At 69.5% G+C, this 15,797-nt stretch carries 13 protein-coding genes; 7 read left to right on the forward strand and 6 right to left on the reverse strand.

Going from position 1 to position 15,797, the window contains the following annotated elements; all coding sequences use genetic code 11:
* Positions 1-122 precede the first annotated feature (122 nt).
* The 3 genes from PV646_RS16775 to PV646_RS16785 all read right to left on the reverse strand — a co-directional run bounded on the left by PV646_RS16775 (position 123) and on the right by PV646_RS16785 (position 4,817).
* Positions 123-1,295 (reverse strand): right-handed parallel beta-helix repeat-containing protein, encoded by a 1,173-nt coding sequence (locus tag PV646_RS16775; RefSeq protein WP_500342810.1) that lies wholly within the window; start codon positions 1,293-1,295, stop codon positions 123-125.
* Positions 1,296-1,414: 119 nt separating this feature from the next.
* Positions 1,415-3,124, reverse strand: coding sequence for an RICIN domain-containing protein (locus PV646_RS16780; protein ID WP_500342812.1), 1,710 nt, complete (start codon positions 3,122-3,124; stop codon positions 1,415-1,417).
* A 352-nt stretch (positions 3,125-3,476) separates the two neighbouring features.
* Positions 3,477-4,817 (reverse strand): glycoside hydrolase family 10 protein, encoded by a 1,341-nt coding sequence (locus tag PV646_RS16785; protein WP_500342814.1) that lies wholly within the window; start codon positions 4,815-4,817, stop codon positions 3,477-3,479.
* A 492-nt stretch (positions 4,818-5,309) separates the two neighbouring features.
* Between PV646_RS16785 and PV646_RS16790 the strand changes: the two genes are divergently transcribed.
* The 5 genes from PV646_RS16790 (at position 5,310) to PV646_RS16810 (ending at position 11,359) form a co-directional block, all read left to right on the forward strand.
* A complete protein-coding gene (locus PV646_RS16790) occupies positions 5,310-6,332 on the forward strand; it encodes a S1 family peptidase (RefSeq protein ID WP_500342817.1) in 1,023 nt (340 codons plus the stop codon).
* Between the two features lie 135 nt (positions 6,333-6,467).
* On the forward strand, positions 6,468-7,454 hold the full coding sequence (locus tag PV646_RS16795; RefSeq protein ID WP_500342819.1) for a hypothetical protein: 987 nt from the start codon (positions 6,468-6,470) through the stop codon (positions 7,452-7,454).
* Positions 7,455-7,545: 91 nt separating this feature from the next.
* Positions 7,546-8,364, forward strand: coding sequence for an ABC transporter ATP-binding protein (locus PV646_RS16800; RefSeq protein WP_500342821.1), 819 nt, complete (start codon positions 7,546-7,548; stop codon positions 8,362-8,364).
* A gap of 23 nt (positions 8,365-8,387) precedes the next feature.
* On the forward strand, positions 8,388-9,344 hold the full coding sequence (locus tag PV646_RS16805; RefSeq protein ID WP_500342824.1) for an ABC transporter substrate-binding protein: 957 nt from the start codon (positions 8,388-8,390) through the stop codon (positions 9,342-9,344).
* A 2-nt stretch (positions 9,345-9,346) separates the two neighbouring features.
* Positions 9,347-11,359 carry an iron ABC transporter permease gene (locus PV646_RS16810; RefSeq protein ID WP_500342825.1) on the forward strand — a complete coding sequence of 671 codons (2,013 nt, stop codon included), beginning with the start codon at positions 9,347-9,349 and terminating at the stop codon, positions 11,357-11,359.
* 13 nt (positions 11,360-11,372) lie between these two features.
* Here the strand turns inward: PV646_RS16810 and PV646_RS16815 are convergent, their stop codons facing one another.
* Complete coding sequence (locus PV646_RS16815) at positions 11,373-11,828, reverse strand: MarR family winged helix-turn-helix transcriptional regulator (protein ID WP_500342827.1); 456 nt, start codon at positions 11,826-11,828, stop codon at positions 11,373-11,375.
* Between the two features lie 54 nt (positions 11,829-11,882).
* Between PV646_RS16815 and PV646_RS16820 the strand changes: the two genes are divergently transcribed.
* On the forward strand, positions 11,883-13,100 hold the full coding sequence (locus PV646_RS16820; RefSeq protein ID WP_500342829.1) for a multidrug effflux MFS transporter: 1,218 nt from the start codon (positions 11,883-11,885) through the stop codon (positions 13,098-13,100).
* Positions 13,101-13,122: 22 nt separating this feature from the next.
* On the opposite strand, the gene PV646_RS16825 is transcribed toward PV646_RS16820, so the two are convergent.
* A complete protein-coding gene (locus PV646_RS16825) occupies positions 13,123-13,980 on the reverse strand; it encodes a DUF6585 family protein (RefSeq protein ID WP_500342831.1) in 858 nt (285 codons plus the stop codon).
* 128 nt (positions 13,981-14,108) lie between these two features.
* Between PV646_RS16825 and PV646_RS16830 the strand changes: the two genes are divergently transcribed.
* Positions 14,109-15,224 carry a DNA alkylation repair protein gene (locus tag PV646_RS16830; RefSeq protein ID WP_500342833.1) on the forward strand — a complete coding sequence of 372 codons (1,116 nt, stop codon included), beginning with the start codon at positions 14,109-14,111 and terminating at the stop codon, positions 15,222-15,224.
* Here the strand turns inward: PV646_RS16830 and PV646_RS16835 are convergent.
* Complete coding sequence (locus PV646_RS16835) at positions 15,204-15,737, reverse strand: TetR/AcrR family transcriptional regulator (RefSeq protein ID WP_500345020.1); 534 nt, start codon at positions 15,735-15,737, stop codon at positions 15,204-15,206. The genes PV646_RS16830 and PV646_RS16835 overlap by 21 nt on opposite strands.
* Positions 15,738-15,797 lie beyond the last annotated feature (60 nt).

A 15,797-nucleotide genomic window follows, 5' to 3' on the forward strand; every position in this document is an offset into this window, starting at 1 on the left:
GTGTACTCCTGGCAATAGTGCTTCTACCAGGGTAGATCAAGTTAGCGATAACAAGAGGGTCTTCCGTGCGCTGACCACAGTCGAACGTCATTCGACGCGGGATTCGACGACGCGAGTCGAACTCAGGGAAAGCGCACGCCGAGGTCGGCACCGTTGGCAGGACGCAGGAACGGGGACGACCGGATCGACCCGTCCGCGTTGCGGGAGCCGGTGACCACGCCTGGATCCGTGCTCTGCAGGGACCAGGAGCCACCGATGTTCCACGAGTTGCCGCTGCCGGTGGAGGTGGAACCGAGCGACATGGCGGTGCCGTTGGCCACCGAGAGGTTCTTCGTCAGCGTGCTGGAGGAACGGCTGAAGTTGAAGCCGGTGCCGGGGTTGTCCCACGCCGTGCAGCGGTCGATCGTGTGCCGGCCGGGGTTGTTGTTGTCGATGAAACCGCCCACGGCGTTGTCCCACGTCGCGCTGTTGCGCACGGTGTGCCCGGCCGCCACCCCGTTGCCGCCCAGCTTGAAGCCGTTGCCGTCACCGGTGAAGTCCGGGAGGTTCCAGCGGTTGAAGCCGTTGCCCCACGCCACGCTGTTCTCCACCAGGACCGGCGAGGAGAACATCCAGAAGTCGAGGCCGTCGTCGGAGTTGTTCCACAGCCGGGCGCCCCGCACCACGTTGCCGGTGCCGGAGCCCTCCTTGATCGCCAGGCCGTCCGCGCTCTCGCCGTTCTTGCGCGGGTCGCGGTTGCCGTGGCTGTCGAGGTTGAGGATCTGGTTGTTGCTGGACGCCAGCACGATGTGCAGGCCCGACTCGTAGTTGTCCCTGGTGATGATCCGGTCGAACACCGTGTTGTTCACGTCCAGGCCGAAGACGCCGTACGGACCGTGGATGATCTCCAGTCCGACGAGCCGCCACCAGTCGCCCTCGATGTGGATCGCGCCGCGCTCGGCCCGCGGGATGGACGAGCCGACCGGGCCGGGCGTGTGCGGCATGTTCTCACCGTCGATGACCACGCGCTCGGAGTTGTGGGCGCGCAGGGTGATCGGAGCGCTCTGGGTGCCGTTCTTGAGGATCTGGATGTTGGTCGCCGGGGCGTAGGTGCCGCCGCGGACGTGGATGGTGCCGCCCGCCGAGACGAGGTCCACGGCCTTCTGGATGGTCTTCAGCGGCGCGGTCACCGTGCCGGCGTTGCCGTCGTTGCCAGTGGTGGCAACGTACAGCGCGGTCGCAGCCGCGGCGGGCAGTGGCACGAGCACGCCACCGGCGGACAGGATCGCCGCGACGACGAGAGAACTCAGCTTCATCTTCTGCTCCCGGGCAGGGGCCCGCAGGCCGGGCCAGCGCGGCTGACGCACTGACCCGGCCTGGGATGGGGTGGCGACGGTGGCCAAGAACGTGACGGTGGCCAAGAACGTGACGGTGGTCAGAACGCGACGGTCTTGCCGCCGAGGGTGACGACGAGCCTGCCGTCGGAGGCGAACGACCAGCCGAGGGCTCCGCTGTAACCGGAGCACCGAGAACCGTTGGTGCCCGACCAGAACTGGTTGGTGGAGTCGGAGTTCCCGACGACCTTGTCGTTGCTCCCGCTGCTGCTGCGGCAGGACGTGTTCGTGCGGAACACCGAACTGCCCGCGTCGAACGAGAAGTTGCGCTCGTCGTTGTCGATGCTGAGATTGCTCGACACGGCCATGGAGCCGGGGTTGCGGTTGTAGGTGAAGCCGTGCTTGCCGTTGTCGTAGGCGATGGTGCGGGTGATCGTGTGGTTGACGCCGATGTCCTCGCCGCCGAGCTTGAAGCCGTTGCGGTCGCCGTTGCCGGCCTGGCCGCCGTTGCTCAGCGTGCCGTTCTTGTACGCCAGCGAGTCCTCGATGGTGACGGCGCCGATCGCCCCGGTGTCCGACTTCGTGTAGAGGTCCCAGCCGTCGTCGATGTTGTTGTGCGCGACCGAGTAGCGGAACACGTTGCCGGGCCCGGAGGTGAGCTTGGCGGCGAAGCCGTCGGCGTCCTCCCCGTCGGAGTCGGCGTTGTCGTGCGACTCCGCGCTGAGGATCAGGTTGTTGGACGGCCACTGGTCCTTCGGCGTGCTGGACAGCTTCCGGGAGAGCTGCAGGCCGGTGTCGCGGTTGAACCGCGTGATCGTGCGTTCGAAGATGTTGTTGCTGCCGCCGACGAAGATGCCGTTGTCCCCGGCGCGTTCGACGACGACGCCCAGCACGTGCCAGTACGAGCCGTTCACGGCCAGGCCCCGGTTCGCCGGGTCCTCGGTCTGCGCCGAGAAGTTCAGCACCGGCTTCTCGCCCTGGTAGGCCGCCAGCTTCTTGCGGGCGCCTGAAGTGCCGTTGTTGGTGTCGGGGATCGTCACCGTCTGGGAGAAGCTGTACGTGCCGCCGCGCAGGAAGATCGTGCCGCCCGAGGCGACGCGGGGGAGTGCGGACGTCAGCGTGGTCGGGTCGGAGATCGTGCCGGCCGCGCTGTCACGACCGGTCGGCGACACGTACAGCGCGTTGGCGGGCGGCGTGCCGGTCGTGGTCGTCGTCGGGCCGGTGGTCGTGGTGGTGGTAGTGGTAGTGGTGGTTGTCGTCGTCGTGCTGGTCGGTCCACCGGCCGGCGCGAGCGTCCACTGCTTGGTGGCGGCGCTGTCGCAGGAGTTGGTCTGCACCAACGCACCTGACGTCGTGGCGTTGTCCTTGACGTTCATGCACTTGCCGCCGTTGGCGTTGACCAGGCGCTGGGTGTCGCCGTTCGGTGTCAGAGCCCAGACCTGGCTCGTCGCACCGGTGCACGTCTCGAGCTGGATCGGCTTGCCCGCGCTGGTCGACGCGTCGCGCACACCGACGCACAGGCCACCCGCCGTGATCCGGACTCCGCCGCTGACGTCGGTCAGCACCCACTGCTGGCCGGCGCACGCCTGTTGCCGCAGCTGCGTCCCGCTCGACGGGCTCGTCCCCGCGTCGAGGCACAGGCCGCTGCCGGCGTTCTTCATCTCGTAGGTGCCTGCGGCGTTCGCGGTCGCCGCGAGACCGGGCCACGCCGCGAGCACGGTGACCAGTGCGACGACGGCACCGCCCGACGCCAGTCCGGCCCGGACGCGTCGCTGACGCGCCCGGTGCGCAGGCTGTTCCGAAATGCCCATGGGGGCTCCACTTCTTCTACACTGGAGAAAGGGTTTTTCTTCGGATGCGTGGCGGGGTTCCCGTCGGATGCTAAGAGCATTCTTCTGACGCGGTCAACGTCGAGGTAATTCGTGCTCGGGTCGATGTTCGAAGTCGAATTCATCGAAGGTCCAGGTCGGAGCTCGTCGAACGAATCCCCGAACGGAGCCGAAAAATTCCGGTCGGTCACACTCGTGAACAGCCTCACCTGGCGGGACCGCTATTTCTGGTTCATCACCGTGAATCTCGGCGATTGATCCGAGGGTCTCCGGGTGAACGAAAAAGCCCTGCCGCGGACCGTGGGTCCGCGGCAGGGCCGTGTGTCTTCGGGGATCAGGCGACGCGGCAGGAGATGCTGGGCCAGTTCCAGTTACCGCCGTGCTGGACGGTGAAGCCGAACGTGTTGCCGTTGCCGTTCGGCCTCGCGGTCATCACGTTCGCGGAGTCCCAGCTCGCGCTGGTGTTCCAGGTGGCGATGATCCGTTGTGGCGAGCTGACGGTGACCGTGACGATCCAGGTGTCCGTGCCGGTCACGGTGACGTTGCCGTTGAAGCGGTCGTTCCACTTCTCGCCCTCGGAGTACGTGGCCGTGCAGCCCCCGCCGCCGGGGTTGGACGTCGTCGTGGTGGTGGTCGGCGGGGTCGTGCCGCCCGTGCCGCTGTTCAGGACGTTGAGGACCGAGGTGTAGGCGGCCTTCTTGTTGCCGCTGCCGTCGAAGAGCAGCGGGGTGCCGGAGGCGCGCCACGAGTCGGTGTCGCGGATGCCCCACACGGTGATGCCGGTGCAACGCGCGACGGACAGACAGGCCTGCGTGACACCCTGGTACTGCTGGGCCTGCGAGCTTCCGGAACCCTCGATGTCCAGTTCGGTGATCTGCACGTCCACGCCGAGAGCGGCGAAGTTCTGCAGTGTCGTGTGGTAGTTGGACGGCACCGGGTTGCCGCTGTTGAAGTGGGCCTGGAACCCGACGCAGTCGATCGGGACGCCGCGGGACTTGAAGTCCTGCACCATCCGGTAGACGCCCTGGGTCTTGGCGTGCGACCAGTTGTCGGTGTTGTAGTCGTTGTAGCAGAGCTTCGCGCCCGGATCCGCCGACCGTGCCGCGCGGAACGCGGCCTCGATCCAGTCGTTGCCGGTGCGCTGCAGGTTGGAGTCACGCCGGCCGCCGCCACTGCCGTCCGCGAACGCCTCGTTGACGACGTCCCAGGCGTAGATCTTGCCCCGGTAGTAGCTCGCGACCTGCGTGACGTGGTTGAGCATCGCGTTGCGCAGGGCGGTGCCCGACATGTTCTGCATCCAGCCCGGCTGCTGGGAGTGCCACGCCAACGCGTGCCCGCGCACCCGCTTGCCCTGGTTGCGGGCCTGGTTCACGATCCGGTCCGCGTTGCCGTAGCTGAACTGGCCCTGGTTGGGCTCGGTCGCGTCCATCTTCATCTCGTTCTCGGCCGTGACCATGTCGAACTCGCGGTTCAGGATCCCCACGTAGGTCGAGTCACCGAGCTTGTTCGCGGCGACGGCGGTGCCGTAGTACCGGCCGCTCTGCTGGGCCGCCGCGGCGAGGGTGGAGGCGGCACCACTGGCGGGTGCCGCCGCGAGCACCGCGGCTCCGGCGGCGGCGAGGACGAGGCTGGACACGAGTGAGACCCGTGCGACTGACTTCGGTGTCAGTGTCATGTTCGGCGCTTTCTGAGAGAACCCGCGATCACGCGGGCGAGAATGGAATTGCTCGAGGATCGGTGGTGTGGATTGCGCCAAATCCACCCCATTTGACTGGGAACGTCGAGCAGTATCAGCTCACTCCGCCCGGCTGGACAAGCCTCGTTCTCCGGCGCTCCGGAGAGGAGTTCACCTGCGTGAACGCCGGCGATCGGACGTCGGGACCGTCGAATCTCCGTCGAATGCACAGGTCGGCGGCGGTGTGGTCCAGGAGGTTTCGAAAGAAATGAGGCGGAGGCGCGGTGTCTAATTTGTGAAAGTTTCGAAACTCGACGCAGCGGTGGTCGTGGTCCCGCTGGGCCGTTGTTCGTCAACCTGCGAAGGAGGAAATATTAGCCGCCGGGAAATAATATTAGCCATCTGGACGCATTTCCTGGAATCGAGCACTCTGGCTGTCCGTACGCACGGCGAGCCGCCCGCCACCATTCGTGGGACAGTCGAGGAGAATCGATGAGTCGTTGTACTGGCGCGCTCACATTGGCGTCGATCGTTGTGCTGGCCTCCAGTTTCCTGATGACCGCACCCGTCGCGCAGGCCGCACCTGACGCCGCCGCACTCACCGCCCGCCTCGGAACGTCGACCGCGGGGTCCTACCTCGACGACTCCGGACGTCTGGTCGTCACCGTGACCGACCAGGCCGCGGCTCAGGCCGTGGACGCGGCCGGCGCACGGGTTCGGGTGGTCGAGCACAGTGCCGCCGTGCTCGCGGCCAGTGCCGGGGTGCTGGAGCGCACCGCGAAGATCCCCGGCACGTCCTGGGGCACGGACCCGGTCACGAACCAGGTGGTGGTGTCCGCCGACGCCACGGTGACCGGCGCGTCGCTCGACCGGCTGAAGTCCGTCGTCGCGGGTCTCGGCTCCACGGCACGGCTGGAGCAGGTCGCCGGCTCGTTCCGCACGACGATCGCGGGCGGCGACGCGATCCTCGGCGGAGGTGTGCGCTGCTCGCTCGGCTTCAACGTGAAGACCCCCGGCACCAGCACCGCGTACCTGCTGACGGCAGGGCACTGCGGCAACCTCACGTCCACCTGGAGCACCTCGGGCGGCCAGGTCATCGCGTCCAGGACGGGAACCAGCTTCCCGGGCAACGACTACGCGCTCTTCCGCTACACCGGCTCCGTCAACCGGCCCGGCGAGGTGAACCTCTACAACGGCACGCATCGCGGCATCGACAACGCGGCCGACGCCGTCGTCGGGCAGACGGTCGGCCGCAGCGGCAGCACCACCGGGTTCCACCGGGGCAAGGTCACGGGCCTGAACGTCACGGTGAACTACGTCGACGGCACGACCGTCACCGGCATGATCGCGACGACGGTGTGCGTGCAGGGCGGGGACAGCGGAGGGCCGTTGTTCGCCAACAACACCGCGCTGGGCCTGACGTCCGGCGGCAGCGGTGACTGCACGAGCGGCGGGCGGTCGTTCTACCAGCCGGTGACCGAGGCGCTCCGGGCCTACGGAGTGACGGTCTACTGAGCTGGTCCACAGAGGAGGGCGGGGCGTCCCGACTGACGCCCTACCCCTGATAATTCGTATTACAGCCTTGTTTCACTGTGAGTTCGCCTCTACGGTCCGAAAACGCGGAGTCCTCAACGCGAAGGAGCGTCCCCCATGGCACCGAATCGCCGTCAGCTGCTGATCGGCACCGCGAGCGCGGCCCTGCTGGGAGCGAGCGCAGGGGGAACCGCCGCCGCCGCCGCGCCCGCCGGGTTCCCCGACTACCGGTACCGCAGGCTCGCGCTGGTGAAGAGCAAGCTCCGCTACAACCCCACCAACGAACTGATCTTCCCGACCATCCGGGGCACGAAGAACCGGATCTCCGGCGCGCTGGCCGCGTACTACCTCTACTACGCGCCGCACGACGCCCCCGGCGGCATCTGCCTCGCGTACGCGAACACGCTGGACGAGGAGTTCACCGAGTACGCCGGAAACCCGATCATCACGAGGAACTGGCCCGGTGAGTACAGCGTGTCGCACGTGTCCTCGCCGCACGCCATGTGGAACGACGACGCCCAGCGCATGTACCTGTACTTCCACGGCGAGAACACCGTGACCCGGCTCGCCAGCTCCGCCGACGGCATCCACTTCTCCTACGAGAAGGAGGTCCTGTCCACCCGCCTGCTCCCCGCCGGGACGACCGAGACCTCCTACGCCAGGGTGTTCCGGCACGACCTGCCGTCGCGCGGCGCCCGGTACGTGATGGTGTTCATGCTCAACAACACCACCAACCGGCGCGACATCGGCTGGGGCTGGTCGGCCAACGCCCGCGACTGGACGTTCGCCCAGACCCCGCTCGTCCGGCACCAGGACGTGGGCGCGGTCAACGTCGGCGGGCCACACCTGTTGTTCCGCAACAACAGCGTGTACGTGGTCTACAACACCGACATCGGCAGCGGCGGCAACATCCTCATCACCGAGGTGGGTCTCGACTTCAGCAAGCGCAACCACCTCGGCGTCTTCCACGACTCGCTGGCGGGGTCGCCGGACAACGGCCGGGCCGCCGCGCCCTCGTTCGGCACCTACCAGGGCCGGGAGTACATGATCTACGAGGCCGGGGACCGGCTGTCGGGCAACATCGCGATCGCCCGCGCGGTCTGACGGCCCGGCCCGAGGGCCGGCCGAGTCCTCAAAGGACGTGCCCCGGGTCACTGCGGGCCGCAGTTCGCCTAACTTAGGTTAGGCTCCCCTCATGTCTGAGGTCGATGGGGCGGTGCTGGCGGGGCGGAGCCTCGTGCTCGCCCATCACGAGCACGAGGTGGTGCACGGCGTCTCGGTGGAGTTGACGCCGGGAGCCGTCACGGCGCTGGTCGGACCCAACGGATCCGGCAAGTCGACGGTGCTGCGCTCGCTGGCTCGCCTGCACCGGCCGAAGACCGGTGAGGTGCACCTCGGCGAACGCTCCGTGTGGCGGGGGTCGGCGTTGTCCGGCAAGGAGTTCGCGCGCAACGTCACCCTGCTCACGCAGCAGCGGCCCACGCCGTCCGGTGTGTCCGTGCGGGACGTCGTCGGCTACGGGCGCCATCCCTACCGCTCGGGGTGGCGCGGCGTGGATCCGGACGGAGCGGCCGCCGTCGCCGAGGCGATGGCGATGACGGGTGTCGCCGACATGGCCGCCCGAGGGGTCGACGAGTTGTCCGGCGGCGAGTTGCAGCGGGTGTGGCTGGCCTCGTGCCTCGCCCAGCAGACGTCGGTCCTGCTGCTCGACGAGCCGACCAACCACCTCGACCTGCGGTATCAGGTGGAGATCCTCGACGTGGTGCGGGATCTGGCCGACGACCACCGCGTGGCGGTCGGGGTGGTGCTGCACGACCTCGACCACGCGGCGATCATCGCCGACCGCGTGGTCCTGCTGTCGCGGGGCAAGGCCCTCGCGAGCGGCGCCGTGAAGGACGTGCTCACGGCCGAGCACCTGACCGAGGCCTACGGCGTCGTCGTGCACGTCGCAGACGACCCGGTCACCGGAACTCTGCACTGCCGCCCGGTCGGCAGACACACCCCTCGCGTCTGAACCATTACCCCGGAAGGCTTGTCATGCGCGTTCAAGTCCTGGTCGCGGTCGCCGCGATCCTCCTGACCGCCTGCGGTACGACGGAAACACCGCAGAGCGGGCAGTCCACCGGCGACTCGGGTGGCCCGGTCAAGGTCACCGATTCCCGCGGCAAGGCGGTCGAACTGAAGGCCGCCGCGAAGCGCGTCGTCGTGCTGGAGTGGGGCGAGGCCGAGATGGTCGCGTCGCTGGGCGTGATGCCGGTGGGGGCGGCGGACACGGCGGGGTACAAGACGTGGGACTCGGCGGTGCCGCTGGACGCCTCGGTCAAGGACGTCGGCAAGCGCGGCGAACCGAGCGTGGACTCCATCGTGGCGCTGAACCCGGACGTCGTGATCATGGCCGAGGAGCGCGACTCGACGCTGGCGCCGCAACTGGAGAAGTACGTGCCGGTCGTGGTCACCAAGTCCAGCGACGCCGCGCGCAACTTCGACCGGTTGCGCGAGGACCTCAAGATGATCGCGCAGGCGGTCGGCAAGACCGCGGAGGCGGACCGGCTGCTGTCCGAAATGGACACCAAGCTGGCCGACGGCAGGAAGGCGTTGGCGGCCAAGGCGGGCACGCCGTTCTTCATGGCCGACGGTTACCTGGAGGGGAGCACCGTCAGCATCCGCCCGTTCGGCAAGGGGTCGCTGGTGTCCGACACGGCCGAGGCGCTCGGGTTGAAGAACGCGTGGACCGGTCAGGTCGATCCGCAGTGGGGTCTGGGCCAGACCGACGTCGAAGGCCTGACCGCGCTCACCGACCCGAACACCGTGCTGTTCTACAGCGCGTCGGAGGACGACGTCTTCACCACCGGTCTCGCCCAGAACCCGGTGTGGCAGCGGCTGCCGTTCGTGTCGGCCAAGAAGGTCCACAAGCTCGAACCGGGTACCTGGACGTTCGGTGGCCCGAAGTCCGTGGTCCACGTCGCTGACCAGTTCGTGAAAGCACTCGCCTGATCGTGCGCAACGCCGTCGTCGCGGCGGCGAGCGTGGTGGTCATCGCCCTGCTCGCCGCCGTTCACCTCACCCAGGGCACCGCCGACACCGGTGTGCTCGACGTTCTGCGCGCCGTGGTCGGAGCGGGCGACGAGCAGACCTACGCCGTCCTGTCCGGTTCACGGATGCCGCGCCTGCTCACGGCTTTGCTGCTGGGCGTGGCACTGGGCGTCGCGGGCGCGGGCATGCAGTCCGTGGCGCGAAACCCGCTCGCGGCACCGGACACGCTCGCCGTGAACGCCGGCGCCTACCTGGCCGTCGTCGCGGTGTCCGCGTTCGGGCTGACGCTGCCGACGTTGCCCGCCGGAGCGACGGCGTTCGCAGGAGCGCTTGCCGCCGCGGTCGTGGTGCTGGGCCTGTCCGGTGCCGCGTCGGCGACACCCCGGCTGATCCTGATCGGCTCGGCCGTGACGCTGGCTCTGCAGTCGATCACCATTCTGCTGCTGCTGTTCTACGAACAGGAGACCTCGGGCCTGTTCGCCTGGGGAAGCGGCTCGCTGAGCGTGGCGAACCTCGACGCCACCGCCCGGATGGCGCCGATCGTGCTCGCGGCGACCGTCGCGCTGATCGCGATGGGCCGGTCGCTGGACGTCCTGGCGCTGGGCGACGACAACGCGTCCGTCGTCGGCCTGAACGTGCGCCGCACCCGCATCGGCGCGGTGCTGCTGACCGTCGCGCTGACGGCCGCGGCGGTGACCGTCGCCGGCCCCGTCGGCTTCGTCGGTCTCTGCGCGCCGGTGATCACGCGCCTGCTCATGTCGGGGGAAGGGCGTCACCGAGTTCTCCTGCCCCTGTCGGGACTTCTCGGCGTCGTGCTGGTGCTCGGGGCCGACGTGGTGCTGCGGGCGGTGATGGGATCGGCGGCGGCACTGCGCGTGCCGACCGGTGTGATCACCACGATCGTGGGTGCGGTGGTCCTGGTGTGGCTGGCTCGCCGCAGCCGCCCGAGCGGGTCACGCCGGCAACCACCGTCGGGCCGGGTCAGCGTTGCGGGCTCGCGTCGCCGTCTCGTCGTCACCGGCGCCGTCGTCCTGGTGCTGCTGGTCACCGCACCGGTGGTCGGCATGCTGCTCGGCGACCGCTTCGTGCTGCTCGGCGACCTCGTCAACTGGCTGTCCGGCCGCACCGGCACGGCCCTGACGTTCGTGCTCGACCAACGCCTGCCGCGGGTGCTCGCCGCGCTCACCGCCGGTGCGGCGCTCGCGGTGTCCGGGTGCGGAATCCAGTCGGTGAGCCGCAACCCGCTGGCCGAACCCGGCCTGCTCGGCATCACCGCCGGTGCGGGACTCGGCGCCATCGCCCTGATCACCTTCGTGCCGCTGGCCGGCGCGTGGCAGATCGCCGGTGCCGCGGGGGCGGGTGCGCTGGTCGCGTTCGTCCTGGTCTACGGCCTCGCCTGGCGGTCGGGTCTCGACTCCGACCGGCTGGTGATCATCGGCATCGGGCTCTGGTCCGGCGGGATGGCCCTGATCACGCTGATGATCGTGACCTCGGACCCGTGGAACATGGCCAAGGCGCTGACCTGGCTGTCCGGCTCCACCTACGGCCGGACGCTGGATCAGGTCGTGCCGGGCCTGCTCGCGCTGGCGATCCTGCTGCCGCTGCTGTGGTCACGGCACCGGGAACTGGACCTGCACAGCATCGACGACGACACACCGCGCATCCTCGGCCTGCCGCTGGAACGCTCGCGCCTGGTGGTCCTCGCCGCGTGCGGCATCCTCGCGGCGACGGCCGTGGCCGCGGTCGGTGTGGTGGCGTTCGTCGGCCTGGTCGCACCCCATCTGGCCCGATCGCTGGTGGGTGGCCGCCACGCCCGCGTCATCCCGGTGGCCGCGGCGGTCGGCGCGATCCTGGTGAGCGCCGCGGACACCCTGGGACGCACCGTCATCGCTCCGGCGCAGATACCCGCAGGCCTGGTGATCGCCCTGGTCGGGACGCCCTACTTCGTCCTGGTGCTCTGGCGGACGCGTGCGTGAACCGTCGTGCCGCTCACCTGACGCGAACCCGCGCGAGCGCCTTCTCGGCGAGCCCCGTCTCGATGCGCCGCAACGTCGTGATCATGCCCTCGATCTCGTCCTCGTCGGTGACGACGCCGTCGAGCAGGTCGCTCCAGATGCCGTGCAGCCGCTGGAGGTTCGCCTGCGCGCGGGCGGTGGGGTAGAGGCGGACGCGGCGGGCGTCCTCCTGGTCGGCCTCGCGGTGGACGAGGCCCTTGCTCTCCAGGCCGCGCAGCGCCCGGCTGAAGTTGCTGGAGATCTGCTGCGTGGCCTCGGCGGCGGCGCGGGCGGACGTGCCGGGGTTGCGGTCGATGTACCGCATCACCGCGATGTCCACCGCTGACCACCTGTCCTCGCTCACACCCTCCTTGGCGGCGTGGATCTGGCGGCCGACCGCCGCGATCAGGTCGGCCAGTTCGAACAACCGGGTCTTCTGGTCCTCGTCCACGCGTCCATGTTACTTTTCCTGTCGAGTGATAGCTATCAGTTGATAGGAGAAGTGGTGAACGCGCCGTCCCGCAGCACCATCCCCGTGCCGCTCCTGCTCGTGCTCGCCCTGCTGGCGAGCGTCGCCCCGTTCGGCATCGACCTCTACCTGCCCGCGTTCCCGCGCATGACCGCCGACCTCACGACGAGCGACACGGCGGTCCAGCTCACGCTCACGATGTTCCTGCTCGGCCTCGCCGCGGGGCAGCTGGTCTTCGGCCCCGTCTCGGACCGGTGGGGCAGGCGCGGGCCGTTGCTGGCCGGCTCGGCGGTGTTCGTGGCGGCCAGCGTGCTCGCCGCCGTCGCGCCCACGATCGGGGTCCTGCTCGTCGCCCGGCTCGTCCAGGGGCTGACCGCGGCGGCCGGCATGGTCATCGGCCGTGCGGTCATCGCCGACCTCGCCACCGGCCGTGCCGCCGCCCGCGCGTTCAGTCTCATGATGATCGTCAGCGGGGTGGCGCCGGTGGTGGCGCCGCTGCTGGGCAGCCTGATGGTCGACGGGATCGGGTGGCGGGGCGTGCTGTTCGTCCTGGCCGGTCTGGCGGTCGCGATGCTCGCCGGTTCGGCGGTGGTCGTGCGGGAGACCCATCCGCGCGAACGGCGCGGTATCGCGAAGGCGGGCGGGTTCCGGGCACTCGGCCGGCGCGCCTACCTGACCGCCACGGCCACGTTCGTCTTCTCGTTCGCCGTGCTGATGGCCTACATCTCGGCCTCGCCGTTCCTGTACCAGGTCGTCATCGGGATGGGTCCCGTCAGCTACGGCGTGCTGTTCGCGCTCAACGCGCTCGGGCTGATCACGAGCAGCACGGTCGCGTCACGGCTGCTGCGCCGCAGTCACCCGCGCCGGGTCCTCACCATCGGCACGGGCTGGCTGCTCGGGGCCGCCGTGGTGCTGCTGGTCCTCGCGCTCCTGCCGATCAGCGCCGCCTGGCTGATGGTGCCGATCTTCTTCGCGGTGGCGTCGCTCGGGTTCGTCCTCGGCCCGGCCACGGCACTCGCCCTCGACGCGGTGCCGGGCGCGGCCGGCACGGGATCGGCCGTGCTCGGTGCCGCCCAGTTCGGGCTCGGCGCGGCCGTGTCCCCGCTCGTGAGCGTCGGCAGCACCCATTCCGCGCTGCCGATGGCGATCCTCATCGCCGTGCTCGCCGCCATCGCGGTCTGCGCCTCCCGGCTGCTCGCCGGACGAGACGTCCCTGCTCCGGAACCCGTCGACGTGCTCACGGGTGCGAACTGAGGGCGAAACCCCGGCGGAGGCCTCAGTTCTGTTCGCGCAGGTTCTGCGCCAGCGTCCAGAAGACCTCGAAGTTGGGGATGTCGCCGATCGCGTAGTTCCCCTGCTTGCGCCTCGTCGCGGTGAGCACGACGTCACCCGCACTGGTCGACAGGCCCTCGATCTCGTCCCACGCCACGAGACCGTCCGGCGTGACGATCCCGGATCCCGACAGGGCCAGCGGACCGAAGCCGACGGTCCTGCCCTCGTTGATCGCTTCCACCGCCGGTGGCAGCCGCAGGGCGAAGACCTCCTTCGCCAGCAGCGGACCCAGTGTCCGGACCTCGGTGGCGGGCACCTTGTCCGGCTGCTCGACGCCACGGAAGACGACCAGTTCGCCGTCCCGCAGCACGAGCCGGTAGGCGTGGACGGTGAAGACGTGCTGGTAGTTGACGTAGTTGTCGGTGGAGATCTGGTGGATGGCCTCGATCTCGTCCCAGCTGATCGCGCGGGCGGGCACGCCGTCCCTCGCGGGCAGTGCGACACCCTCGCCGTACACGTAGACCCACTCGTGGGCTTCTTTGTTCTTGCCGTCGTTCCGATTCTCGTACTGAGTGATCGCGATGAAGCCCACGATCGTCAGCACGACACCCGCGCCGATGCCCAGACCGATGCTCCCGCTCACCCACCAGAGCAGCCCGCCGACGGCCAGCGGGGCGACGAGCGCGGCGAGGATCGGCAGGGCCTCGACGAACTCGTTGGCCTTCTGCTTCTCGGCCTCCTCGACGGTGCCGACCACGTGCGGCACCCGGTACACCCCGGTGGCCCGGCCCAGCCCCTTGTTGGAGGCCGCGATCGTCACCTCGGGCGGGATCGCCTGGTCGCCCGAGAACTGAATCGACATCCGTACTCCCGCCCCGCGATCTGTTGAGGCCCAATGGAACCACGGGGCACGGGCGCCGCGTGGCGGTTCGGATGATCTAGTGGCGATCGGGAGTTCCGCTGACCGGGTCGTTTCCTAGGATGAGCCGCATGCCCACCGCCGACGAACTCCTCGGACGTTCCGCCGTCACCAGCCTCGTCCAGGCGATCCAGGTCGCCGCTCCGGACGCCGACCTCACGGCGTTGCGGGCGGCGCCGAAGCAGATCGCCCCGTTGTCACTGCGGGAACGCGCCGACCTGCTGAGGGACGCCCTGCTGGCGGACCTGCCCGGTGGCTACACCGCGCTCGCCCGGACCGTCCGCGCGGCCCGGGACCACTCGCCGCAGTTCACCGGCTGGCTGATCTGGCCGGTCACCAGCGCGCTCGCCACCCAGGCCGTCCGGGAGGACACCGCCGCGTTCGACGACGCGATGGCGCTGCTCGCCGACCTCACCGGGCTGCTCACCGCCGAGTTCGCGATCAGGACGCTGCTGCGGCACGACCTCGACCGCGCCCTCGGCATCATCGGCGACTGGACCGGGTCCGCCGACGAGCACGTGCGCAGACTGGCCTCCGAGGGCACTCGCCCCTACCTGCCCTGGGCCGTGCGCGTGCCGGAGATCTTGGCCCGTCCCGGGGCGACGGTGTCCATTCTGGACTCTCTGCACCGCGACGAGAGCGACTACGTGCGCCGGTCGGTCGCCAACCACCTCAACGACCTCAGTCGCGACCACCCGGACCTCGTCGTGGACACGGCGCGGCGCTGGCTGGAGGACGGTGACGCGAACACCGGACGCCTTGTCCGCCACGGGTTGCGCACGCTCGTGAAGCGCGGCGACCGCGGCGCGCTCGCACTGCTGGGGTTCGCGCCCGCGACGGTGGAGGTCGACGGGCCCCACCTGGAGCAGGACGTGGTCCCGTTCGGCGGCAGCGTCCGGTTCACCGCCACGATCCACAACGCCGGTGACACCGAGGCGGCGCTCGCGATCGACTACGTCGTGCACCACCGCAAGGCCAACGGCGGCCAGACCGGCAAGACGTTCAAGCTGACGACCAGGACCCTGGCCCCGGGCGAACGGATCCAGGTGACGCGGGAGCACTCGTTCCGGCCGATCACCACTCGCCGCTACCACCCCGGCGGGCACGCGATCTCCTTGCAGGTCAACGGAGTCGCGACGGACCGCAGGGAGTTCGAGTTGGGCGCCCTAGACGGGCCAGTCGCGTAGAGCCGTGTCGGCGATCTCCTGCAGGTCAGCACGGCTGACGCCGCTCGCGGCCTGGACGGCGATCCCGAAAGCGACCGTCATGACGAACAGGGCGAGCCTGCGCGCGTCGGTCCCCGGCGGCAGGTCGCCCTCGTCGGCGGCGCGCCGGAACCGCGTTTCGAGGAGCCGGCGGCCGTGGGCGCGCCACTCCGCCAGGATATCGCGCGCGGGCTCGCCGGACCCGCCCGCCGCCAGTGACCCCTGCACGCCCAGGCAGCCCGCAGGACCTCCGGGCTGGGTCGTGGTGTGCACCGAGCCCGTGAGGAACGCCGTCGCCACCTCGTGCGCGGTCGGCTTCTCGATCGCGCGCAACGCGTAGGACGCCGGGCCCTCGTCGTAGCGTGCCAAGGCTTTGCGGAAGAGCTGCTCCTTGTTGCCGAACGCCGCGTACATGCTCGTCTTGGTGATGCCCATGGCGCCGGTGAGGTCCGCGAGGCTCGCACCCTCGTAGCCCTGCCTCCAGAACACCAGCATGGCCGCGTGCAACGCCTCGTCCGCGTCGAAGCCCCTGGGCCTGCCGATCACCGTCACACC

This window comes from Streptomyces sp. ID05-26A (assembly GCF_033794685.1).
GTDB lineage: Bacteria > Actinomycetota > Actinomycetes > Mycobacteriales > Pseudonocardiaceae > Lentzea.

Coding starts and splice junctions, on each gene's coding strand:
- PV646_RS16775 (WP_500342810.1), bottom strand. CDS start 1,295: ATGAAGCTGAGTTCTCTCGTCGTCGCGGCGATCCTGTCCGCCGGTGGC.
- PV646_RS16780 (WP_500342812.1), bottom strand. CDS start 3,124: ATGGGCATTTCGGAACAGCCTGCGCACCGGGCGCGTCAGCGACGCGTC.
- PV646_RS16785 (WP_500342814.1), bottom strand. CDS start 4,817: ATGACACTGACACCGAAGTCAGTCGCACGGGTCTCACTCGTGTCCAGC.
- PV646_RS16790 (WP_500342817.1), top strand. CDS start 5,310: ATGAGTCGTTGTACTGGCGCGCTCACATTGGCGTCGATCGTTGTGCTG.
- PV646_RS16795 (WP_500342819.1), top strand. CDS start 6,468: ATGGCACCGAATCGCCGTCAGCTGCTGATCGGCACCGCGAGCGCGGCC.
- PV646_RS16800 (WP_500342821.1), top strand. CDS start 7,546: ATGTCTGAGGTCGATGGGGCGGTGCTGGCGGGGCGGAGCCTCGTGCTC.
- PV646_RS16805 (WP_500342824.1), top strand. CDS start 8,388: ATGCGCGTTCAAGTCCTGGTCGCGGTCGCCGCGATCCTCCTGACCGCC.
- PV646_RS16825 (WP_500342831.1), bottom strand. CDS start 13,980: ATGTCGATTCAGTTCTCGGGCGACCAGGCGATCCCGCCCGAGGTGACG.
- PV646_RS16830 (WP_500342833.1), top strand. CDS start 14,109: ATGCCCACCGCCGACGAACTCCTCGGACGTTCCGCCGTCACCAGCCTC.
- PV646_RS16835 (WP_500345020.1), bottom strand. CDS start 15,737: ATGCTGGTGTTCTGGAGGCAGGGCTACGAGGGTGCGAGCCTCGCGGAC.